The sequence below is a fragment of the Blautia sp. HCP3S3_D9 genome, from assembly GCF_052063845.1.
Classification (GTDB): domain Bacteria; phylum Bacillota; class Clostridia; order Lachnospirales; family Lachnospiraceae; genus Blautia_A.
Genome location: NZ_JBQHWS010000024.1, coordinates 13,950 through 37,603, shown reverse-complemented (window position 1 = coordinate 37,603; position 23,654 = coordinate 13,950). Strand labels below are relative to the sequence as shown.

Genomic DNA, 23,654 nt, shown 5'->3' with positions numbered 1-23,654 from the left:
CAAAATTCATTCCAGATTGCCTGCGGCAATGGAATTTTGGCTTGTATGTCTCGGGATTTTGGCATATTCATGCCAAAACACCTCGCGGGATAGTGGTGTGTGAACAGTAACAAGTAATCTCTCAGTTACAGAGAAAAAAAGATAAATGGTATGATGAAGCAGAAAAATGGCGTTATGACAGACTATGTAAAACGCAGAAGGCTGAGAAATCGACATTGACATCTATGTAATGAAACTGTAAAATATATAATGTTAGTGGCAAAATACCTTTTGTCCCTGACACCATATTTTATAAAGTACGGAACAGTTATAATAATGTCAGAGAGAGGCTTCCTCTCCTGAACTGATATCAAATATTACCTGAAGACTATATATCTATTCTAAGGAGGATATTATGAAAAATAAAAGAGTACTAATGTTATTGGCCTTAACAACTGTATTATCTGTTTCCATGACTGCATGTAACTTTGGAGGCGGCAGTGACGAGGATTCAAGTGTGGTACAGGTAACTCCTACACCGGAGCCAACCAAAGCAGCGAAAGCAACTCCTACCCCTGCACCGGCCAATGCTCAGAATACTACCTATACATCTAAGAACAAAGCAGTATCCATTAAACTTCCGGATGCGACATGGGCGAATAAATCAGATTCTGACGATATGTTAAGCTTCGAGTCACCGAAACAGGGCAAACTCCTGATCCTGCATGGTTCCGGTGATGAGGATATGTCTGTGGCGATCATTCCAAGCTCACAGGATACAGCCTCTGCACTTGTAAAGGCAGATAATCTTGTAGAAGGTACAGATTTTGAGATCCAGGATTATAAATCAGAGGAAGTCAGCGGTGTAAATGTTTACAGCTATACAGTTCATTACCTCACTGACAAGAGTGACTATAAATATGTTGTAAATAAATATTTCACAGATAATACAACAGAATTTTACAGTGTTGCAGGTTCTGTAAAGGATGAGAAAGCACTGGCAGGAATCAAGACTTCTGTTGATTCATTCACTATTTCCGGTGATTCTGTACTGAAAGCAGCAGCAACAGGAAAAACTTCAGGAACTACAGCAGGTACAACTGCGGACGGCACTTCAGGAACTACAGGAACAGCGGCTGCAGGTACAGACGGAACAGCATCCGGCAGTTCATCAGATGGAAGCTCTTCAGCAGGTACAGACGGTTCTTACAGTGATACTTCATCGGACGGTTCATCAGATTACAGTTCTTCAGACTATACTTCTGATGGCAGCAGCGACGGATCTTATGATTATGACGATGGTTCCTCCAATGGATATTATGCAGACGGAACACCTGTAGGAACAGATGATCCGGACTATGATACAGATCAGACAAGAACTATTTACAGAAACTCCGACGGATATCCGCTTGTAATTTATCCGAACGGTGACGGTACATGGTGTGATGATGACGGAAATACCTATGATTTTGCTAATGGTGAGGACGTTTATGATGAGAACGGCGTTGACTATTACTATCATGGAGAACCGGCGTATGTCCGCTATATGCCTAAGAATCAGTAACAGAAAAGTTGAAAAGGACGGCTGCTGTAAAAACAGTCGTCCTTTTTTGCGCTGACAGAGAACAACCTGTTATTTACATAAGAATGGATATTGTGGTAGAATAGCAAAGAAAATATGTGTTGCTGTGAACAGTAAAACAGGTAGATAATGAGGGCTGATGAATGGAATCATATGGAAGATTTGCCGGTGTTTATGATGTTTTCATGGATAATGTAAACTATCGTGAATGGGCAGACTATATTATAGAAACACTGGCTCAGGATGGAATCAGGGATGGTCTGGTTCTGGAGCTGGGATGTGGAACAGGTACTGTGACAGAGATGCTTGCAGATGCCGGATATGATATGATCGGTATCGATAATTCTGAGGAAATGCTTGCAGAGGCTATGGAGAAGCGGGCGGAATCCGGTCATGATATTCTGTATCTTTTGCAGGATATGCAGGATTTTGAGTTATATGGTACGGTTCGTGCTGTGATCAGTGTCTGTGACAGTATGAATTATCTGACGGACGAGGAAGATCTGGAGTATCTTTTTGCGCTGGTAAATAATTATCTGGATCCGGGCGGACTGTTCATTTTTGATATGAATACGATCCATAAATACCGGGATGTGATCGGTGATACGACTATTGCTGAGGACAGAGAGGACGGAAGCTTTATCTGGGAGAACAGTTATGACAGGGAAAATGCCCTGAATGTATATGAACTGGCACTTTTTCTTCCAAGAGAAGACGGATTGTATGAGAAGTGTGAGGAGGAACATGTACAGAAAGCATATTCCATAGAAGCAATCAAGGCTATGATTGCGAAGGCAGGAATGGAACTGGTGGCAGTCTGTGATGCATATACTCATAATCCGGGTGATGAGAACTGTGAACGTCTGACTTTTGTTGCAAGAGAGCATGGAAAAAGTGCGCAGAACGGATATCATGGAAAGATTCCGGAGAAACCTGACACACACCGCGCGGATTGATGCGATTATAGCAAGCCTCTTAATTAATGCATTATTTACGAGGATTGCTATTGATTTGGCCTAGAGTGTGTCTGAAAAATCATTCCCGCAATCTGCACGCCCCACTTTGCGGGATATTTCACCCGAATTCAGTTGCCGTAGCCCACTACGGCGCCCTCATCCGGGCAAAATATCCCACAAATTGTGACGCACATCTTGCAGAAAGCCTTTTTCAGACACGCTCTAATGTTAAGCCATGGACAAAATGAAAATAATATGAAAGAAATAACAGGAGTAATAAACGAATGAACGATTATATTATCAGAGCAATTGCAGCGAATGATCAGATTCGTGCATTTGCGGCAGTTACTACGGAAACAGTAGAAACAGCGAGACAGGATCACAATACAAGCCCTGTTGCCACAGCAGCACTGGGACGTCTGCTTACCGCAGGTGCCATGATGGGTACCATGATGAAAGGGGATAAGGATATCCTCACACTTCAGATTAAGGCAGGAGGACCACTTGAAGGAATTACAGTAACTGCAGATTCCAAAGGCCGTGTAAAGGGATATGTGGGAAATCCTGATGTATGTATCCCGGCAAACAGCAAGGGCAAACTGGATGTTGCAGGTGCTGTCGGTGTAGGATTTATGAATGTAATTAAGGATATGGGACTGAAAGAGCCTTATGTTGGACAGGTTGCGCTTCAGACCAGCGAGATTGCAGAAGACCTTACCTATTATTTTGCCACAAGTGAACAGGTACCGTCAGCAGTTGGCCTTGGAGTTCTTATGAATAAAGACAATACAGTACGTCAGGCTGGCGGATTTATCGTGCAGTTGATGCCGTTTGCAGAAGAAAGCACAATTGCGAAGCTTGAGGAAAACGTACAGAAAATCACATCTGTCACAAATCTTCTGGAAGAGGGGCATACTCCTGAGAGCCTGCTTGAGAAAGTCCTGGAGGGCTTTGACATGGAGATCAATGAGAAAGTTCCTACGGAATTTTACTGTAACTGCAGCAGAGAAAGAGTGGAGAAAGCCCTGATCAGCATCGGAAGAAAAGAACTCAATGAAATGATCCAGGAAGGTAAGTCCATTGAGATGAACTGCCATTTCTGTAATAAGAATTATGAATTTACAGTGGAAGAACTGAAAGAAATCCTGCGTAAATGTAAATAAGAGACGCCAATGTACTGACAGATAGATCTGCCGGAGCACAGGGAAGAAGAGGTAGAAAATGAAAAACGGTTATATCAAAACAGCGGCCGCAACACCCTATATCACAGTTGCAGACTGCAACGCCAATGGAAATGAGATTATCAGACTGATCCATGAGATGGAGAAAGAACATGTGAAGGTTATGGTTTTTCCGGAGCTTTGTATCACAGGCTATACCTGTCAGGACCTTTTCCTGCAGAGACGTCTTCTTGACAGCGCCTGGGAAACTTTACTGAAGATCACAAAGGAAACTGCTGATGTGGATGCCCTTGTTTTTATAGGTGTGCCTTTCAGAAATCATGGAAAATTATATAATGTGGCAGCGGTTTTAAACAGAGGCGAGATCATTGGGCTGGTTCCGAAAACTTATCTTCCAAACTATGGAGAATTTTATGAGCAGCGCCATTTTGCATCAGGTCTTGGATGTCTGGAATATGTGGCTATTGAGGGAAAGAGAGTTCCTTTTGGAACAGATATTCTTTTTATCTGCGAGGAGGAGCCGGAGCTTGTGGCAGCAGCAGAGATCTGCGAGGATTTATGGGTGACACTGCCGCCAAGCGTTCTTCATGCACAGGCAGGAGCGAATCTGATCGTGAATCTGTCAGCCAGCAATGAGATGGTCGGAAAGGACAGCTATCGCAGAGATCTTGTTTCCGGACAGTCTGCACGTCTGGTGTGCGGATATGTATATGCAAATGCAGGAGAAGGTGAGTCCACACAGGACCTGGTCTTTGGCGGTCAGAATATGATCGCAGAGAATGGAGTGATCCTTGCGGAAGGAAAACGTTTCCACAATGGTATTGTATACAGTGAGATTGATGTGCAGAGGCTGAACGATGAGAGAAGAAGGCTGACTACTTATCAGCCGGCTGACGACAGTGATCATATTAAAGTGTGCTTCCATCTGAATGTGGAGGAGACAAAACTGACCAGAAAATATTCGCAGTATCCTTTCGTGCCTTCACGAAAAGAAGAAAGGGATATGCGTTGTGATGAAATCCTGAATATCCAGGCAATGGGACTTAAGAAACGTATGGATCATATCCATTGCCATAAGGCAACAGTGGGACTTTCCGGAGGTCTGGATTCCACACTGGCATTGCTTGTGATCGCAAGAGCCTTTGACCTTTCCGGTGCGGACAGAAAGGATATTCACTGTATTACCATGCCATGCTTTGGAACCACAGACAGAACTTATCAGAATGCCTGTAAATTAAGTCAGTGTCTGGGTGCGACTTTAAGTGAGATCAATATCAAAGAAGCAGTAAATGTACATTTCAGGGATATTGCTCATGATCCGTCTGTGCATGATGTGACTTATGAGAATAGCCAGGCAAGAGAGAGAACGCAGATCCTGATGGACAGTGCAAATCAGGATGGCTCGATTCTGGTGGGAACAGGGGATTTGTCTGAGCTGGCTCTGGGATGGGCAACCTACAATGGTGACCATATGTCCATGTACGGCGTGAATGCTTCAGTGCCGAAAACTCTGGTGCGTCATCTTGTACGTTATTATGCGGATACCTGCAAAGATGAGAAGCTGACAGAGGTTCTTCTTGATATTCTGGATACGCCGGTAAGTCCGGAGCTTCTGCCGCCTAAGGATGGCAAGATCGCACAGAAGACAGAAGATCTGGTGGGGCCTTATGAACTTCATGATTTCTATCTGTACTATATGCTTCGTGCAGGATTTGAACCGGAGAAAATTTACAGGCTGGCATGTGAGACTTTTGAAGGAATGTATGATAAGGGGACAATCTTCAAATGGCTGAAAACCTTCTATTGGAGATTTTTTGCACAGCAGTTTAAACGTTCCTGTCTTCCGGATGGCCCGAAGGTGGGAAGCGTTGCGGTTTCACCGAGAGGTGATCTGAGAATGCCAAGTGATGCAAGTGCAGGAGTATGGCTGGAGCAGCTTGAAAATATGGATATTTAGAATCGCATAGCAGAGTGGATGATTTTATTCGCTTGATTTTGCATGGCGAAGCGGAGAACGATTAATTGTTCTCCGCTTTTTTCAGTGCTGTTTCAATTGCATTCAAAAGAATCATGGAAGTATACTTCTGATCTTCGGAATATTGGATATTTTCCAGCGACTGGGAGGTATAAATCTGGCTGGCCAGTGATTCCAGAGCCGGTTCCATGAGAGGAAACATGGCTGCGGTGCTTTCGCTTAAATTTACCAGACGGATGGAAGTTACCCTGTCAGAGTCAACGGTTACTTCCAGGTCAAAGGTGTTTTCATTCAGGTCGATGGAGGAAGTATAAATTCCCGGTTTGTACAGGCTTTTGGCATCGGCTGAGGTACTTTTTTTCTGACCGGGTCCAAACATGAAAAAAAGTACAATAGCCAGGATGACAGCAAGAAGAAGGAAAATGCCTGTATAGACTACTTCCTTCATATGTAGGACTATGATTTTTGTTTTTGCACTCATGGTACACGCCTCCTGGATGGTTTTGTATATTCTATTACAGAAGTGCTTAAATTATGATATACTGAAACAACGAATGTTGAGTAACTGACAGTAAGGAGAGAAGAATGTCATTACAGTTTATAATCGGCAGCTCCGGAGCCGGAAAATCATATTTTGCATATAAAAAAATTATTCAGGAATCACTGCAGCATCCGGAGAAAAATTATTATGTGATCGTACCGGAGCAGTTTACCATGCAGACACAGAAGACGCTGGTGGAAATGCACCCGGGAAAAGGAATCCTGAATATTGACATCCTGAGCTTTGAACGTCTTGCGTACCGTGTATTTGAAGAAACCGGCGGAGATAACAGAAAGGTTCTGGAAGATACAGGAAAAAGCATGGTGCTGCAGAAGATGGTGCAGCAGCACAGAAAGGAACTTGCCTATCTGGGAAGCCAGATGAATAAGCCGGGATACCTGGATGAGGTGAAGTCTCTGGTGTCAGAATTTATGCAGTATGATATCAGAGAAGAGAATCTGGCGGAAATGAAAGATAAGGCCAAAGATCAGCCATTACTTGAAATGAAGCTTAAGGATGTGGGAATCCTTTATCAGTCATTCAGGGAATTTCTGAAAGGGCATTATATGACAGGGGAAGAGGTGATGGATGTCCTGCTTAAACAGCTTCCTTTTTCCGAAAAACTTAAGGGAGCGGAATTTCTCTTTGATGGATTTACCGGATTCACGCCAATTCAGGTCGATGTGCTCAGGGAACTTCTGGTCATTGCTGACCGCATAAGTGTTACTGTGACTATGGACGAACGGGAGGATGCTTTTTCGCCGGGAAAACCTTATCAGCTTTTCTTTATGAGCAAACAGATGATACGGACACTTGCAGGGCTGACCAGAGATCTGGAGGATCCGGTGTATCTGAAACCATCCGGACAGTCCCGGTTTGCACAGGCACCTGCCCTGCAGTTTCTGGAGAAAAATATCTTCCGCTACAGAAAGGGCGTATATTCCAAAGAGCAGCAGGAGATAAAGATATTTACTGCTCCATCCCCCCTGGAAGAAATGCGGGAGGCTGCCAGAAGGATGTCGGAACTTGTGCGTACCTGCGGATACCGTTACGGTGAGATTGCTGTGATCACAGGAAATCTGGAAGAATATGCAAGACTTGCAGCACAGGTATTTGAGGAGGTGGATATTCCATATTTTATTGACGAGAAGCATTCGGTACTGATGAATCCTTTTGTGGAGTATCTGCGTGCTGCCATGGAGATGGCGGTACAGGGCTTTCCTTATGAGAGTGTTTTCCGTTATCTCAGATGCGGGATGTCAGAAGTTACCAGAGAACAGGCTGATAAGCTGGAGAATTATGTGCTGGCGCTGGGAATCCGGGGATATAAGAAATGGTCTGAAAAATGGGTTCGTGTATACAGAGGAATGGAAGCGGAGAAGATACAGGAACTGAATGAGATCAGAGAGATTTTTGCGGAAGAAGTAAGGGAACTTGCGCAGGGATTTGGTTCCGGGAAGAAGACAGTGGAAGAGTACTGCCGGATTCTCTATGAGTTTATCCAAAAAAGCAATGTCTGGCAGAAACTGAAACGACAGGAGCGAAAGTTTAAAGAGTCAGGCGATAAAGCAATGGAAAAAGAATATAACCAGATTTATGGAATTGTGATGGACCTGCTGGATAAGATGGTTGAGATTCTTGGCGAAGAAACGGTAAACAGACAGGAGTTCCGGCAGCTTCTGGAATCAGGACTTTCTCAGGCAAAAGTAGCGCTGATTCCGCCGAGCATAGATCAGGTAATGGTGGGTGATATGGAACGATCCCGCTTAAAGGAGATTAAGGCGTTGTTCTTTGTTGGCGTGAATGAGGGAAATATCCCAAAGAGCACACAGACAGGCGGAATCTTATCAGAGCTTGACAGAGATTTCTTTCAGGAGCAGGGAGTGGAACTGGCACCGGGGCCTAAAGAACTGATGAATATGCAGAGGTTTTATCTGTATCTGAATATGACGAAACCGGGAGAAAAGCTGATCCTCTCCTATAGTGATACCAATGCAAAAGGAGAAGGCATAAGCCCGGCATATCTGATCGGGAGTATACGCAGTCTGTATCCGAAGCTGGAAATTGAGGGTGGATCCGGGGTCAGACCCCATAAAAATTCTATAAACAATTATTATTATCCGGAAAATCCGGAAGCTGGGATTGATCTGTTTCTGGAGAAGCTGGCACAGGAGACAGAGAAGGAGCATGAGGATATTCTGGAGCAGGCAGATGAGACGGATGCAGTGTTTGGAGAGCTTTACAGCTGGTATCTGCGGAATCCGGAATACAGAAGCAGAGTACAGAAGCTGGTACAGTCGGCTTTTGCCGGAAAACCAAAGGACATTATCAGCCAGAGTGTGGCGAAGGCATTATACGGAGAGGTTTCACCTTACAGTGCTACCAGACTGGAACGTTTTGCAGCCTGTGCATTTGCACATTTCCTTCAGTATGGAATGAAGCTTACCGAGCGTGTGGAATATGAGTTTAAACCTATGGATATGGGAAATGTTATGCATGAAGCACTGGAAAGCTTTGCAGAAGAAGTGCGAAAAAGAGGCATGAAATGGACAGAGCTGACAGAACAGGAACGGAATGAGATTGCGGACTGGTGTCTGGATAATATTGTGGCAGATTATGGAAACACGGTGCTCAAAAGCAGTGCCAGAAATGAATATATGATCGAGAGAACAAGGAGAATCCTCAGAAGGACGGTATGGGCACTTCAGAAACAGTTGGAACAGGGAGAATTTCAGCCGGAAGGCTTTGAGGTAACCTTCGGGGGAGGACGGATTGACAGAGTAGATATTATGGAAGATCAGAATAAGGTGTATGTGAAGGTAATTGATTATAAAACCGGAAATACATCTTTTGACCTGGTTTATCTGTATCATGGCCTGCAGTTACAGCTGATGATCTATCTGGATGGTGCCCTGCGCGTAGAGCAGAAGAAATATCCGGATAAGGAGATTATTCCTGCGGGAGTTTTCTATTACAATATCAAGGATCCTATGATCCAGGAGAAGATAGATGCGGATGTGGAAGCAGTCAGTGCAGGTCTTATGAAAGAACTGAAGATGAATGGGCTGGTTCAGGCAGATCCGGAACTTGTGTACAGGATGGACAGCAGCCTTGGCTCAATTCCTGTCGCATTTAATAAGGACGGAAGTTTTCGCAAAAATTCTTCTGTAGCAGACAGAACGCAGTTTGCAGTGCTTGGACGGTATGTAAGGACGAAGATTGAGAAGATAAGAAGTTCTATTCTGGAGGGAGATGCAGAGGTTTCTCCCTATGAGCTTGGAAAAAAGAATGCGTGTACTTATTGTCCGTATATGACGGTATGCGGATTTGACCGCAGGCTGTCAGGATATGAATTCCGCAGACTGAAAAACTTCTCTGATGAGGAATTATGGAAAGCATTTGACAGGGAGGCAGAATAAGATGGGCGTACAGTGGACAAAGGAGCAGCAGGAGGTTATACGGCTGCGGGACAGAAATATTCTGGTCAGTGCGGCAGCCGGGTCCGGAAAAACGGCAGTACTGGTGGAACGTATCCTGAGTAAGATCACAGATAAAGACCACCCTGTGGATATTGACAGACTGCTGATCATGACATTTACAAGAGCGGCAGCAGGTGAAATGAAAGAGAGGATCTCGGCAGCTATTGAAAAAGCACTCTGTGAGGATCCCGATAATGAGCATCTGCAGAGACAGACAACCCTGCTTCATACTGCACAGATTACAACTATTGATGGTTTCTGTGCCTATATTATCCGGAATTACTTTCATCTGATTGGACTGGATCCAGGATATCGGACAGCAGATGAGGGAGAACTGAAGCTTCTGCGAGGAGATGTTGTGAAAGCACTGCTTGAAGAATATTATGCCAGGAAAGATGAAAAGTTTCAGAAATTCGTGGAATGCTTTGCAACAGGAAAGTCAGATGAAAATCTGGGAAACCTGATACAGAAATTATATGAAATGGCTATGAGCAATCCTTTTCCGCAGGAATGGCTGTCCGGATGTATGGATGATTACAGGATTGATTCCCTGGAAGAGTTAAGAGAGACTGAGTGGATGAGAATGCTCTGGGATGCAGTGAAGGATGAACTGCAGGAAGCGAAGCTTCTGGTGCAGGAGGCTCGAAGAATCTGCTCAGAGCCGGATGGTCCGTATCTGTATGATGAGGCATTGAGCAGTGATCTGCTTCTTATAAGAAGTCTGCAGGAGCTGGCAGAGAAAAGAGATTATAATGGAACTGCAGAAATACTCATGAAACCCTCATTTGCCCGGCTGAGCACAAAGAAGGCTGCGGATGTAGATGAACAGAAGAAGCAGAGAGTGAAAGATATCCGGGATGAGGAAAAGGGGATTCTGAAGGAACTGGGGCAGCGATATTTCCAGAGTACAGAGAAGGAACTTCTGGAAGTGATCAGATATATCAGAGGTCCTATAGAGATGTTAGTTGAACTGACGGTACAGTTTAAAGAACAGTTTGGAGAGGCAAAGAGAGAAAAGAATATTCTGGATTTTACGGATATGGAACATTTTGCCTTGCAGATACTGATGACGAAAGAAGGGGAAGAAATCCATATGTCTCAGGCTGCGAGAGAACTTTCCGCAAAGTATGATGAAGTCCTGGTGGATGAATATCAGGACAGTAACTTAGTGCAGGAGCTTCTGACAACAGCAGTATCCGGGTGGATCAACCAGAAGAAAAATATCTTCATGGTAGGAGATGTAAAGCAGAGTATCTATCGTTTCCGTCTGGCAAGGCCGGAGCTTTTCATGGAAAAATATAAAAGTTATTCCACAGAAGAAGAACAGGAGCAGAGAATTGACCTGCACAAAAATTTCCGGAGCAGGGAACAGGTTCTGGAGAGTGTAAACTTTATTTTCCGACAGATCATGGGGGAAGACCTGGGAGGGATTACCTATGACAAAGATGCGGCCCTTTATCCCGGAGCTTCTTTTCCGGAAGGAGAGTCAGAGGAATTTGTAAAGACAGAGGTTCTTCTGATAGAGAAAGACGGAGAAGAACTGTCTGATGTACAGGACTATGAAGACGCAGGTGCATCGGGAAACCGTAGGGAAATGGAAAATCAGACAGGGCAGGAACTGGAAGCACTGGCCATTGCACAGAGAATTAAAGAAATTGTGGGAAAAGAACAGATCGTAGATAAAGAGACGAAGGAATACCGGCCTGTGGAATACGGGGATATTGTAATCCTGCTGCGCACTGCCTATGGATGGGCAGAAACCTTCAGGGAAGTGCTGGCGTCTCAGGGGATTCCCGTATATTGTACATCAAGAACCGGATATTTCTCTGCAACCGAGATTGTGACTGTACTGAATTATCTGAAGGTGTGTGACAATCCGCTGCAGGATATTCCGCTTATGGGAGTGCTTCGTTCACCGATCGTCGGATGCACCTCCCAGGAACTGGCAGAGCTTAGAATACAGTATCCTGATGGTCTTCTCTATGAGAGCATTTCTGCATATGCAGGAGAAAATGAAATTCTCGAAAAAGAGCTGACTCCGGATAAACTGAAATATGAATTGTCAAACAATAATCTGCAAACAGGCGAAAAGAACTCCCTGAATATTAAATTAAAAGGATTTCTGAGCCTCCTTGAAAAGGTAAGAAATATGGCTGCATATACGCCGGTCCACGAATTGATCCTTTATGTGCTGAAAGAAACCGGGTATGGAGATTATGCAAGGGCACTTCCGGGAGGGGAGCAGCGTTTTGCAAATCTTACCATGCTTGTGGAGAAAGCTATGGACTATGAGAAGACAAGCTACAGGGGTCTGTTTAACTTTGTTCGTTATATCGAACAGCTACAGGCATATCAGGTAGACTATGGAGAAGTCAATCTGACAGGAGCGGGCAATACCGCAGTGGAGATCATGACGATCCACAAGAGTAAGGGACTTGAATTTCCGGTAGTATTTGTGGCCGGTATGGGAAAACAGTTTAATTTTCAGGATATGAATGCAGGTCTTTTGCTTCATCCGGAACTGGGAATAGGGGCTGATGCTATCATACCGGAGAAACGGGTGATCGCATCTTCGCTGAATAAGCAGGTGATCAGAAGACAGCTTCTGAAGGAGAGTCTGGGAGAGGAACTGAGGGTACTTTACGTTGCCATGACAAGAGCAAAAGAGAAACTGATCCTTACAGGAACAGTCGGAAAGCTGGAAAAGCAGATGCTGTCGCTGTCGCGTTTTCTGGATGAGGAAGAAGAACTGATCCCACTGGGAACCAGAATGAAAGCAAAGAATTACTGGGCTTTTGTACTGCCTGCGCTGGTGCGGCATCGGGCAATGAGTGAACTTTTGTGGGAATATGGAATCCTCATGAAGAAACAGCCGGGGATTTACGATGATATCTCTGAGTTTGTGATAAAAAAGATTACTGTCCGTCAGATGACAGAAAAGGCAGTTCTCATCCAGACAGGAAACCAGATGCAGGAGGAATATCTGAAGAACTGGGATGAAAATAAAGTGTATGATGAGGCTGTGAAGGAAGAGATAGAGAAGAGATTTTCCTTTGTATATCCGTATAAATATCTGGAAGATATTCCGGTTAAAGTCAGTGTTTCGGATCTGAAAAAGAGAAGCTGGCATGATGAAAGTGAACTGGAAGAGAATATCGGTGTGTCTGCCGAAGAGCAGGAGGAAGAACAGGAAGCGCCGGTTCCCGCATTTATGGCAGAGAAGCAGGAAGAGTATAAGGGGGCTGCCAGAGGTACTGCTTACCACAGAGTAATGGAATGTCTGGATTATGCAGAAACAGATACAGAGGAACAGCTTCGGGCTCAGTTAAAGAGACTTCTGGAGAGCCAGAAAATGACAGAGCAGGAAGCGGAATGTATTCGGATCCGGGATATCAGGAGGTTTGTGGAGTCCAGACTGGGGCAGAGAATGAAGAAGGCTGCCATGAAAAAACATCTTTACAGAGAACAGCCTTTTGTGATCCAGAGAAATGCTTCTATGCTCGATGATGGTTGGAAGAACGAAACAGTGCTGGTGCAGGGAATTATCGATGCCTATTTTATGGAAGAGGAAGAGATTGTTCTTGTGGACTATAAAACGGATAGAGTGAGGAGAGGACAGGAACAGAAGCTGATCGATCTGTATCATGTGCAGCTTGAGGATTATGCCCGGGCATTGGAGCGGATGACGGGGAAAAGAGTGAAGGAAAAGATCATTTATTCGTTTACATTGCAGAAAGAGATATTGCTGTAAGCGGAATAAATATTATTATTGTGAATTCAAATATCCGGCAGGGATAAGCGCGTGTTATACGCGCCACCCTGCCGGATATTTGTTTTTCAGGATCTGGTTGACCAGTTTACCGAAGCCAATGGGATATCCATCTGCACAGAGGAGATGCCAGCCTTTTTTGTGAGCTGCTTCTTCGGGTTCGATATTTAAGGTTTCGCCCTTTAAATATCTGGTGATCCTTTCGTCAGAAGCGGAGAGAGAGATGACTGCTTCTGCTTCATCTTTGCGGATCGCCAGTGCAAGTGGCTGAGACGGCTCGAAGCGGTTTTTCTTCAGGTCACCGAGATAGAGACCGTTTCTTAAGAAGGTGATGCCACGGAAGTTGTGGGCAACCGGGGGAAGATAGTAGGCTTTATCACCGCGGATTTCCACACGTTCCCAGTCAAACGGCTGGCCGCAGAGGGTTTTCAGACCGATTTCGTTCAGAAATTCCTCAATCAGTGGAAATGCGTTTTTGTCCGGTTTTGTGTGAGGACGGGAGTTTTCCCGGATTGCCTGTCCTTTTTTACGGAAGAGCGCAAGGAAGTGTCCCTCTCCGTTCATTTTGTGTGGGAAAATCCGGATGCATTTGGTAAGTTCCGGATTTCCGTTTCCCCATTCAGGAACTCCATGGGAGAAGCCTTCATAATCTTCCATTGCTGCAAGTTCCATGTCAGGACGGTTTTCCAGAAGCCAGGAAACAGTTTGTTCATCTTCTGCAGGCGCGAATGTGCAGGTAGAGTAAAGCATCAGTCCGCCGGGACGGAGCATATCGGCTGCCTGGAGGATAAGCTCTTTCTGGATTTCGGAAAGCTCCAAGGATTTTTCGGGAGTCCAGTCTTTGGCAAGTGCTTCTTCCTTACGGAACATTCCTTCTCCGGAGCATGGGGCATCCAGGATGATCTTGTCGAAGAATTCGGGGAATGCTTTGGTTAACTTTGCAGGTGTTTCGTTTGCTACGAAGACATTTGGGATGCCAAAGAGTTCCAGGTTGCGAAGGAGGGCTCTGGCGCGGGAAGTGCTGATATCGTTTGCTACCAGAAGTCCCTGTCCCTGAAGTGCTGCGCCTGCTGCAGTTGCCTTGCCGCCCGGGGCTGCGCAGAGGTCCAGGACTCTGTCACCCGGCTCGATGGGGATGCGGGAGGCGGGGGTCATGGCGCTGGGTTCCTGAAGGTAGTAGAGGCCAGCCTGGTAGTATGGGCATCTGGAGGGGCGGATGTCTTCATCGTAGAAGTAGCCGTTTTTGATCCATGGAATCTGGCGGATTGGAAATGGAGACAGGTTTTCGAAGCCTTCGCAGGTGATCTTGGAGGTGTTTATGCGCAGGCTGTAGGTTCGGGGGGCATTGAAGCTGGAGATGAAAGCTGGATATTCGTTGCCGAGCATTTCTTCCATTCGAGAGAGGAATGCGGGGTGAAGTTGTGTTGTATTTTTGTTCATAATTGGGTAAGTTTCCTTTGCTGTAGTTTAGTCGAATGTTTATAGATAGATATCATGGTAATTATAAATGATAATGGATTTTTGCTAAATAGTATTGACAAAATGATATTATACATCATATAATATCGTTAACAAAACAATATTGATGTTCTGTATAGTATATAGCCTCCGGCAGGATTGCAGAGATGATGCTGTCTGTACAGAACATAATTGAAACAGGGGAGTGAGCATATGGTTTTTAATACGGGTGCTGCGCTTCTAGATGCGGTTGTTCTGGCGGTTGTTTCCAAGGAGAAGGAAGGGACTTATGGGTATAAGATCACGCAGGATGTGCGTGGAGTTCTGGATGTTTCGGAGTCTACTTTGTATCCTGTGCTCAGGAGGCTGCAGAAGGATGATTGTCTGGAGGTTTATGATATGGCGTATGCAGGGCGTAACCGGCGTTATTATAAGCTGACGGACAGAGGTGCTGCGCAGTTGGAGTTTTATAAAGCTGAATGGAAAATTTATGCATCCAAGATAAGCGGGATGTTTGAGGGAGGAATAGGATGATGGACAGGGCGCAGTTTATGCAGGAGCTGGAGAAGCTGCTTGCTGATATTTCCGAGACAGAGAGGCAGGATGCCCTTGATTTTTATAATAGTTATTTCGATGATGCAGGAGCTGAGAATGAAGCTTCGGTGCTCAGGGAACTTGGAAGTCCAGAGAAGGTTGCGGCGATCATCAAGGCGGATCTGAAAGGTTCGGCAGGAGGCTATGAGTATGGAGAATATACGGAGCATGGCTATGAGGATGCCCGGACTAAAGAGAGAGGTCAGATGCCTGAGAAGTATGGAGAAGAGTCGGGAACAGGGAATCGTTTTTTCAGGAAGGGGAATCAGGCGGTGCTGATCCTTGCGGTGATCCTGCTGGTTTTTATTTCTCCTTTTGTTAAGGGGGCTGTTGGTGGGATTCTGACATTTGCAGTTGGAATCTTACTGCTTCCGTTCTGGCTGATCGTTGGATTGGGCATAGGTGCTGTGGCTTTACTGGCTGGCGGAATTGCAGCTATTGTGGCTGGAGCAGGGCTTTTGACTGTAATGATCGGAACCGGGATTATGACCATAGGAATTGGATGTCTGATGATTGCTCTGGCAATCCTTATGATATTAGGACTGATTAGCATCGCAGTACGCATTGTGCCGAAATGGTTTCGAAAGATTACCGACTTTTTTAACAGGTTGCTTTACAGAAAGAGAAAGGAGGCGGTTAAATGAAGAAGTTTACAAAAGGAATGTTGATCGCAGCGGGGATTTTTGGTGCTGTGGGAATTGGGCTGACAGCTGCCGGTGGTGTTATGGGAGCCAGTATGTCGGAACTGACAGGGGTGAAAAGCCTGAAAAGAGTGCTTCTGGTGACAGACGGGGATTATGATTATGATGACAGCGATGACTATGACAGCGATGACTATGACGGCGATGACTATGATGACGATGACTATGACGGCGATGACTATGATGACGATGATTATGACGACAGTGGTGATTATGACGACAGTGAGGATTATGTCCGCGCTGTTGATAAGAATGAGGAAGATGGCACTGTATATCAGTTGAAGTATCAGCCCACAAAGCTGGATATAGAGCTGAAGTACGATGAGCTGATTCTGGAAGAGGGCGACAGTTTCTGTGTCAGAGTTTATGATGACAGTGGGAAGAATGTGACAGTGAAGGAGAGTTCAGATACTCTTAAGGTCAGAAGCACGAAAAAACTGTCTAAAACCAGAAAGGTGTGTATCTCCTATCCGGAAGATGTTAAGCTTCAGGAGCTGGAGATTGAGATGGGTGCAGGTACTGTTTATCTGAACAGAGATATTGAGACAGAGAAGCTGAGTGTGGAGATGGGAGCCGGGGAATTTGAAAGTAAGAATCCGGTGACTGCAAGGGAGGCAGATCTGGAAATCGGAACCGGAAGTATGACATTTGCAGATCTGAGCGCCAGGAAGACAGATGGAGAATGTGGTCTGGGTGAACTGGATCTGACACTGACCGGTACGCAGGAGGATTATAATTATGATTTGGAATGTGGAGTGGGAAATCTGGATGTAGGTTCTGATTCTTACAGCGGACTTGGACGGGAGAAAAGCATTTCCAATACAGGTGCAGACAGGAAAGTGGATCTGGAGTGCGGTATGGGAAATGTATCGGTGAATTTCTCAGGGAAAGAGCACAGAGATTTGCAAATGTCCTGAGGAGCATACACTTATGCACTCTGACGGGAAGAAACAAAAGTAGTATTTAACCGAATCAAGAAGTTATTGGTGTAGAGTAAGTAGCGAAGCGGATGATTTTATCTGCTCGACTAATCTGGGTTTAAGGAGGAAATGGAACATGGGTGACAAACGTTTATACAAATCATCAGAAAACAGTATGCTTTGCGGTGTATGTGGAGGAATTGCAGAATATTTTGATATTGACCCTACGCTGGTGCGTCTGGCATGGGTGATCCTTACCTGCTTTGGCGGTGCGGGAATCTGGGCATATATCATTGCTGCAATTATTATTCCGAAAAGATAACAGAATCTCAGGATCCAATCTGTAATAGACAGAAGTATAACCGAATCAAGCAGGCAGCGAAGCGGATTGTGAATATCTGTTTGCATGAAATACAGTGAAATACAGTATAAAAATTAAGAAAACAGCCCATACTCCAAAGAAAAGGAGTGTGGGCTGTTTTGAATAAAGAGAAGGAAATAAAAGCTTATCTTGATGGAGAATTGTTACCGGATACCAGAATGAAGTATGAAATTGCAGAGGAAATGGGACTGCTGGACAGAGTATTGAGTGATGGATGGAAAAGTCTGTCTGCGAAAGAGACCGGAAGGATTGGAGGGCTGATGACGAAACGAAAAAAAGAGAAACTGAAAAAATAAATGAATGATATGGGATAAACATATAACGGAATAAACTTGTTCTCCGGGCGATGATGCTGTAAAATTAGAGCAAGTAGCGAAGTGGATAATTTTATCTGCTATAAATATGGGAGGACAATAAAATGAAGTTAGGTATTCTGGGAGCAGGAGGCATTGCTTCTACTATGGCGAAAACAGTGGCAGGAATGAAAGATGTGGAGGCGTATGCGGTTGCTGCCCGTGATCTGGGACGTGCCCAGGTATTTGCACAGAAATATGAAGTAAAAAAAGCATATGGATCCTATGAGGAAATGCTGGCAGATGATGAGGTTGAACTGGTTTATATCGCAACCCCTCATTCACACCATTATCTGCATGCGAAAATGTGTCTGGAAGCAGGAAAGCATGTGCTTTGTGAAAAGGCATTTACTGTAAATGCAGAGCAGGCACAGAAATTATTTGATCTTGCAAAAGAGAAAAAGCTTCTGATCACAGAAGCAATCTGGACAAGATATATGCCGTCCAGAAAGATGATCAACGATATTATTGAAAGCGGTGTGATCGGAGAAGTTACGGCAGTTACCGCGAATCTCAGCTATACAGTAAGTCATGTGGAACGTATCCGTAAACCGGAGCTGGCAGGAGGTGCTCTTCTGGATGTAGGCGTATATCCAATCAATTTTGCCTCCATGGTGCTTGGCGATAAGGTAAAGGATGTAAAGGCTACTGCAATCTTTCAGAATGGAGTGGATATTCTGGACAGCATTGCCATGGTGTTTGAGGGAGATCGTATGGCAACTCTTCAGTGTGGAGCAAGAGAAATCTCAGACAGAATGGGAAGTATTTTCGGAACCAGAGGATATATGCAGGTGCAGAATATCAATAATCCGGAAAAGATCACAGTGTTTGATACCGAACATAACGAAGTGGCTTCTTATGTTGTGCCGGAACAGATCTCAGGATATGAATATGAGGTAGAATCCTGCATGAAAGCAATCCAAGAGGGAAAACTGGAGTGTCCGGAAATGCCTCATGCAGAGACAATAAGGATCATGAAAATCCTGGACGATATCCGTAAATCCTGGAATTATGAGATTCCGTGGATTGAGTGATTTTGTGTTGCCGAGAACGGAGCGGACGGTAACGATTTTGCATTTGTTTATGAATATTTTATTTTGAATTATAAGTATAATGTGTTACAATGAATATAAGCATTAAGACTACCAGGCAGGTCAGAATTTGACCTGCCTGTAAATGAATACGGAAATAAATCGGGTTTAAAAGAAGCGTTAATAATTGTAACAAAATAAAATTACTGGTATGGCAAAAATAAAATTACAGGGGAAATGCGGATGAGTGAGATGACAGATGCATATGTAAAACTGGATAAGGTTTCCAAGATATATGGAACCAAAGAAGTAAAGATCGTTGCAGTGGATGAGATCAGCTTTGAGATTGCCAAGGGAGAGTTTGTAGTGATCGTTGGTCCCAGCGGTGCGGGCAAGACGACAGTGCTGAATATTCTTGGGGGTATGGATCAGGCTACCAGCGGAGAAGTTCTGGTGGATGGAAGGAATATTGCCAGATATAACAGCAGGCAGCTTACCGGTTATCGGAGAAATGATATTGGATTTGTATTCCAGTTCTATAATCTGGTGCCTAATCTTACAGCGCTGGAGAACGTAGAACTGGCATTGCAGATCTGTAAAAATCCGCTGGATGCCAGAGAGGTTCTGGAGGAAGTGGGACTGAAGGACAGACTGACCAATTTCCCGGCACAGCTTTCCGGTGGTGAACAGCAGAGAGTTTCCATTGCCAGGGCGCTGGCGAAGAATCCCAAGCTGTTATTGTGTGATGAGCCTACAGGTGCACTGGACTACCAGACTGGTAAGGCAATCCTGAAGCTTTTGCAGGATATGTGCAGGGAACGTGGAATGACGGTAATTGTCATTACCCATAACTCGGCGCTGACACCTATGGCAGACCGTGTGATCAAGATTAAGAACGGTAAGGTTTCCAGGATGACGATGAATGACCATCCTACACCGATTGAGGAGATAGAATGGTAGGTAGGTGATGAATATGAAAGCAATGCATAAAGATTTCTGGATGGAGATACGCAAAAGTAAGGCCAGATTTATTTCTATATTTATGATCGTTGCCCTGGGAGTTGCATTCTTTTCCGGGATACAGGCTTCGTCGCCGGATATGCGCTTCTCAGGCGATGCTTATTATGATGAAACCAATCTTATGGATATCAAAGTAGTGGGAACTCTGGGACTGACGGAGGATGATGTGTCTGCCATCAGGCAAGTGGACGGAGTAGAGAATGCAGAAGGTGCTTATGGAACAGATGTAATGTGTGGAGAAGGCGAGAAGCAGAAGGTACTCCATGTGGAAGCTGTGAATCAAACCATGAACCGGATCTCAGTGACAGAGGGAAAAGTACCGGAAAAAAGCGGAGAGATTTTCCTTGATTGCATTTTTGCTGAGAGCAATGGATATCAGGTGGGAGATCAGATTACCCTGAAACAGGATGGAGACAGCGAACTGCTGAAAAAGACAGATTACACAGTTGTGGGTTTAGGCAAAAGTCCTCTCTACATATCCTATAATCGCGGAAATTCCACTCTGGGTTCCGGTGAGGTTAATGGATTTGCCTATGTGCTTCCTGAGGATTTTGATCAGGAGGTTTATACACAGATCTATGTGCAGGCTCATGGGGCACAGAATCTGATCAGTTATACAGATGCTTATGATTCCCTGATAGAGAGAGCGCAGGAGCAAGTGGAGGGGATTGAGGCAGAACGGTGTCAGGTCAGATATGATGAGATTGTAGAGGAAGCTAATGACAAGCTTGCAGATGCCAGAAAGGAACTGGAAGACGGAAAGAAGGAAGCTGATGAGAAGCTTGCGGATGCCAGACAGGAACTGGAGGACGGCGAAAAGAAGTTAAAAGACGGAAAGAAAGAATATAAGGATGGCAAGAAAAAGCTTGCAGATGCCAGAAAGGAGCTGGAGGACGGAAAAGCCCAGCTTGCAGACGCAAAGAAGGAATTAGAGGATGGCAGATCCCAGCTTGCCAGTGCGAAAGAGCAGCTTGCCAGCGGCAGAGCGCAGATCGCATCTGCAAAGGAACAGTTGAATGCCGGATGGGCAGAGGTTTCCGAGAACCAGGCAAAGCTTGATGAGGGCAAGGCACAGCTGCAGGATGGAAAAAATCAGTTAAGTGCCGGTGAGAAGCAGATTGCAGATGTAAAGGCGCAGCTTACCCAGAGCCAGCAGGAGCTTGACAATGGCAAGGCACAGATCCAGTCCGGCAGAGAGCAGATCGCAGCAACCAGACAGGACTTAAATGCCAAAAAGGAAAGCTGTAATCAGGGACTTGCGCAGATTGAGCAGCAGGAGGCACAGCTTTCCGAAGGAGAGACCCAGTTAGAGAGTGCCAGAAGTCAGCTTGCAGCATTGCAGGCACAGTATGAGCAGGCACAAGCTTCAGGCACATATTCCGAGGAAGACCTGGCAGCTCTGGCAGCACAGGTTTCCACTTATCAGGAGCAGGTGGACAGTCAGGCAGCCCAGCTGGAAGCAGCCAGAAACCAGATCGCAGCAGCAAGAAGTGAACTGGAGAGTGGTTTAAGCCAGGTGGAGAGCGGACTTGCCCAGCTTGATACAAAGGAAGCGGAATTAAACCAGCAGGAGGCCGCACTTCCCGATGCACAGGCAAAGATTGATGCAGGCTGGAAAGAGGTGAAGGCCCAGGAGAAGAAACTGGAACCAGCCAGAAAAGAGATTCAGGAAAAAGAAGCCCAGCTTGAGTCAGCACAGGAACAGATTGATGCTGCAAAAGCAAAATTAAATTCCAGCCAGGCTCAGTTAGAGGAGAAAGAGGCAGAGCTTGCTTCAGGAGAAGCGCAGATCCAGGAGAATGAAGGGAAGCTTGCTTCCGGCGAGAAAGAGATTGCCGACAATGAACAGAAGCTGAAGGATGGCGAGAAGGAAATCTCAGAGAATGAGCAGAAGCTGAAGGATTCCAGAAAGGACATCAAGAAAGCAGAGAAGGATCTGGAAGAAGGTAAAAAGGAATACGAAGACGGCAAGAAGGATGCAGAGAAAGAGATCGCAGATGGTGAGAAGAAGATTCAGGATGCTCAGGATGAGATCGATGATATCAGTATGCCGGAATGGATGGTAACGGACCGCAATGATCTTCCGGAATATTCAGATTATGGGGATAATGCAGACAGAATGAGAAGTATCGGACAGGTTTTCCCTGTTATCTTTTTCCTGGTGGCTGCACTGGTAAGTCTGACTACCATGACACGAATGGTGGAGGAACAGAGAACCCAGATCGGTACAATGAAGGCGCTGGGATACGGAAAGTATGCGATTGCCTCCAAATATCTGCTGTATGCCTTTCTTGCCACAGTGGGAGGCAGTATTCTGGGAATTCTGATCGGAGAGAAGATCCTGCCTTTGGTTATTATTAACGGGTATGGCATTATGTACAAGGGAATGATGAACAATATCCAGATCCGTTATGAATTTAAATTTGCAATGATAGCGGCAGGTGCGGCAACTGTGTGTACCGTCGGAGCCACCATTTTCTCCTGCTACAGGGCACTGGCGGAAACCCCGGCATCATTGATGCGTCCGCCTGCTCCCAAAGAGGGTAAGAGAATCCTGTTGGAACGGATCCCGCTTTTCTGGAAGCATCTGAATTTTACATGGAAATCTACTCTGAGAAACCTTTTCCGATATAAAAAACGTTTCTTTATGACGATTTTCGGTATTTCGGGAAGTATGGCGCTGATGCTGGTAGGCTTTGGACTCAGGGATTCCATTATGGATATTGCCAGACGGCAGTATCAGGAGCTTCAGCATTACACCGGAACGATCATTGATGATGAGGATGCCACAGATAAGGAGAGACAGGAGCTGGATGAGTTTCTGAAAAATAACAGCCAGATCGAGAGATATACCCATGTCCAGTTTACCAAAATGAGTGTTCCCAGAAATAAATCCAATATCAGCGTATATGTGTATGTGCCTGAGAATCTTGAGACCTTTAATAAGGATGTAACTCTTCAGGACAGAAAGACAAAAGAGAAATATAAGCTGACGGATGCAGGTACAGTGATCAGTGAGAAGACGGCAACTCTGACAGGACTGAAAGTCGGGGATACCATGACCATCACAAAGGATGGAAAAAATTATGAGACAAAGATCGCAGCAGTGACAGAGAATTACATGGGACATTATATTTATATGACAGGAAATGTCTATGAACAGACCTTCGGGGAGAAGCCGAACTATTCTGCAACTGTATTCACGGTAAAAGAGGAGTACAAAGAATCAGAATCTGAGGTGGGAAATGAGATCTTGAAGTATCCGGCTGCGTTAAGCATCAGCTATACCAGCAGTCTGGAGGCTCAGCTTCACAGAATGCTGGGGGCATTGGATACGGTGATCATAGTGCTGATCATTTCTGCGGGAATGCTTGCTTTTGTGGTTCTGTACAATCTGAACAATGTCAACATTACGGAGCGCCAGAGAGAACTGGCAACTCTGAAGGTACTGGGATTCTATGATACTGAGGTTTCTGCTTATGTATACAGGGAGAATGTTATCCTTACTTTCATAGGAGTGCTGGCAGGTGCTGTATTCGGAATCTTTTTGCACAGGTATATTATCCGTACTGTGGAAGTGGATGCGGTTATGTTTGGAAGAAATATTAATCCTGTCAGTTTCCTGTACTGCGGACTGCTGACAATTGGATTCTCCATGATCGTAAATCTGTTTATGCATCAGAAATTAAAGAAGATTGACATGGTAGAATCCCTGAAAAGTGTGGAATAAACG

The 23,654-nt window shown here is 45.1% G+C and carries 16 protein-coding genes and 2 pseudogenes; 15 read left to right on the top strand and 3 right to left on the bottom strand.

The window, feature by feature from the left end; genetic code table 11:
• The first annotated feature begins 394 nt into the window (after positions 1–394).
• Positions 395–1,543 carry a hypothetical protein gene (locus ACTNES_RS07105; RefSeq protein WP_441039025.1) on the top strand — a complete coding sequence of 383 codons (1,149 nt, stop codon included), beginning with the start codon at positions 395–397 and terminating at the stop codon, positions 1,541–1,543.
• A 161-nt stretch (positions 1,544–1,704) separates the two neighbouring features.
• Positions 1,705–2,517, top strand: a complete 813-nt coding sequence (locus ACTNES_RS07100; RefSeq protein ID WP_026648718.1) for a class I SAM-dependent DNA methyltransferase — start codon at positions 1,705–1,707, stop codon at positions 2,515–2,517.
• Positions 2,518–2,564: 47 nt separating this feature from the next.
• On the opposite strand, the pseudogene ACTNES_RS07095 reads toward ACTNES_RS07100, so the two are convergent.
• Positions 2,565–2,690 (bottom strand): annotated as a pseudogene (locus ACTNES_RS07095) (DUF6783 domain-containing protein).
• On the opposite strand from ACTNES_RS07095, the pseudogene ACTNES_RS07090 reads away from it, so the two are divergent.
• From ACTNES_RS07090 to ACTNES_RS07080, 3 genes and pseudogenes are all read left to right on the top strand, one after another.
• Positions 2,649–2,765, top strand: a pseudogene (locus ACTNES_RS07090) (DUF6783 domain-containing protein); the annotation flags it as partial. The pseudogenes ACTNES_RS07095 and ACTNES_RS07090 sit on opposite strands and share 42 nt — an antisense overlap.
• A 36-nt stretch (positions 2,766–2,801) precedes the next feature.
• A complete protein-coding gene (gene hslO / locus ACTNES_RS07085; protein ID WP_008706643.1) occupies positions 2,802–3,680 on the top strand; it encodes an Hsp33 family molecular chaperone HslO in 879 nt (292 codons plus the stop codon).
• Between the two features lie 58 nt (positions 3,681–3,738).
• On the top strand, positions 3,739–5,655 hold the full coding sequence (locus ACTNES_RS07080; RefSeq protein WP_291815269.1) for an NAD(+) synthase: 1,917 nt from the start codon (positions 3,739–3,741) through the stop codon (positions 5,653–5,655).
• 61 nt (positions 5,656–5,716) lie between these two features.
• Here ACTNES_RS07080 and ACTNES_RS07075 read toward each other — a convergent pair whose 3' ends face one another.
• Complete coding sequence (locus ACTNES_RS07075) at positions 5,717–6,154, bottom strand: FMN-binding protein (protein WP_291815267.1); 438 nt, start codon at positions 6,152–6,154, stop codon at positions 5,717–5,719.
• A 104-nt stretch (positions 6,155–6,258) separates the two neighbouring features.
• Here ACTNES_RS07075 and addB point away from each other — a divergent pair, with 104 nt between their 5' ends.
• Both addB and addA read left to right on the top strand, forming a co-directional pair.
• The gene (gene addB / locus ACTNES_RS07070; protein WP_441039022.1) at positions 6,259–9,633 is read left to right on the top strand and encodes a helicase-exonuclease AddAB subunit AddB; all 3,375 of its coding nucleotides are present in this window, start codon (positions 6,259–6,261) and stop codon (positions 9,631–9,633) included.
• Position 9,634: 1 nt separating this feature from the next.
• Complete coding sequence (gene addA / locus ACTNES_RS07065; RefSeq protein ID WP_441039020.1) at positions 9,635–13,444, top strand: helicase-exonuclease AddAB subunit AddA; 3,810 nt, start codon at positions 9,635–9,637, stop codon at positions 13,442–13,444.
• A 54-nt stretch (positions 13,445–13,498) separates the two neighbouring features.
• Here addA and ACTNES_RS07060 read toward each other — a convergent pair whose 3' ends face one another.
• Positions 13,499–14,902: an RsmF rRNA methyltransferase first C-terminal domain-containing protein gene (locus tag ACTNES_RS07060; protein WP_441039018.1), complete on the bottom strand. Its 1,404-nt coding sequence runs from the start codon at positions 14,900–14,902 to the stop codon at positions 13,499–13,501.
• 231 nt (positions 14,903–15,133) lie between these two features.
• Here ACTNES_RS07060 and ACTNES_RS07055 point away from each other — a divergent pair, with 231 nt between their 5' ends.
• From ACTNES_RS07055 to ACTNES_RS07020, 8 genes are all read left to right on the top strand, one after another.
• On the top strand, positions 15,134–15,454 hold the full coding sequence (locus ACTNES_RS07055; protein WP_020993548.1) for a PadR family transcriptional regulator: 321 nt from the start codon (positions 15,134–15,136) through the stop codon (positions 15,452–15,454).
• On the top strand, positions 15,451–16,158 hold the full coding sequence (locus tag ACTNES_RS07050) for a DUF1700 domain-containing protein (protein ID WP_291815255.1): 708 nt from the start codon (positions 15,451–15,453) through the stop codon (positions 16,156–16,158). The genes ACTNES_RS07055 and ACTNES_RS07050 overlap by 4 nt, the downstream gene beginning before the upstream one ends.
• The gene (locus tag ACTNES_RS07045) at positions 16,155–17,132 is read left to right on the top strand and encodes a DUF4097 family beta strand repeat-containing protein (RefSeq protein ID WP_300334967.1); all 978 of its coding nucleotides are present in this window, start codon (positions 16,155–16,157) and stop codon (positions 17,130–17,132) included. The genes ACTNES_RS07050 and ACTNES_RS07045 overlap by 4 nt, the downstream gene beginning before the upstream one ends.
• A 139-nt stretch (positions 17,133–17,271) precedes the next feature.
• A complete protein-coding gene (locus ACTNES_RS07040) occupies positions 17,272–17,457 on the top strand; it encodes a PspC domain-containing protein (RefSeq protein ID WP_008706626.1) in 186 nt (61 codons plus the stop codon).
• Positions 17,458–17,615: 158 nt separating this feature from the next.
• Positions 17,616–17,813, top strand: coding sequence for a small, acid-soluble spore protein, alpha/beta type (locus tag ACTNES_RS07035; protein WP_019162537.1), 198 nt, complete (start codon positions 17,616–17,618; stop codon positions 17,811–17,813).
• A 122-nt stretch (positions 17,814–17,935) separates the two neighbouring features.
• Positions 17,936–18,904 (top strand): Gfo/Idh/MocA family protein, encoded by a 969-nt coding sequence (locus ACTNES_RS07030; RefSeq protein WP_291805008.1) that lies wholly within the window; start codon positions 17,936–17,938, stop codon positions 18,902–18,904.
• Positions 18,905–19,144: 240 nt separating this feature from the next.
• Entirely contained in the window at positions 19,145–19,861 is a 717-nt protein-coding gene (locus ACTNES_RS07025; protein ID WP_022381281.1) for an ABC transporter ATP-binding protein, read from the top strand.
• 13 nt (positions 19,862–19,874) lie between these two features.
• Positions 19,875–23,651: an FtsX-like permease family protein gene (locus ACTNES_RS07020; protein ID WP_441039013.1), complete on the top strand. Its 3,777-nt coding sequence runs from the start codon at positions 19,875–19,877 to the stop codon at positions 23,649–23,651.
• The last annotated feature ends 3 nt before the right edge of the window (positions 23,652–23,654 follow it).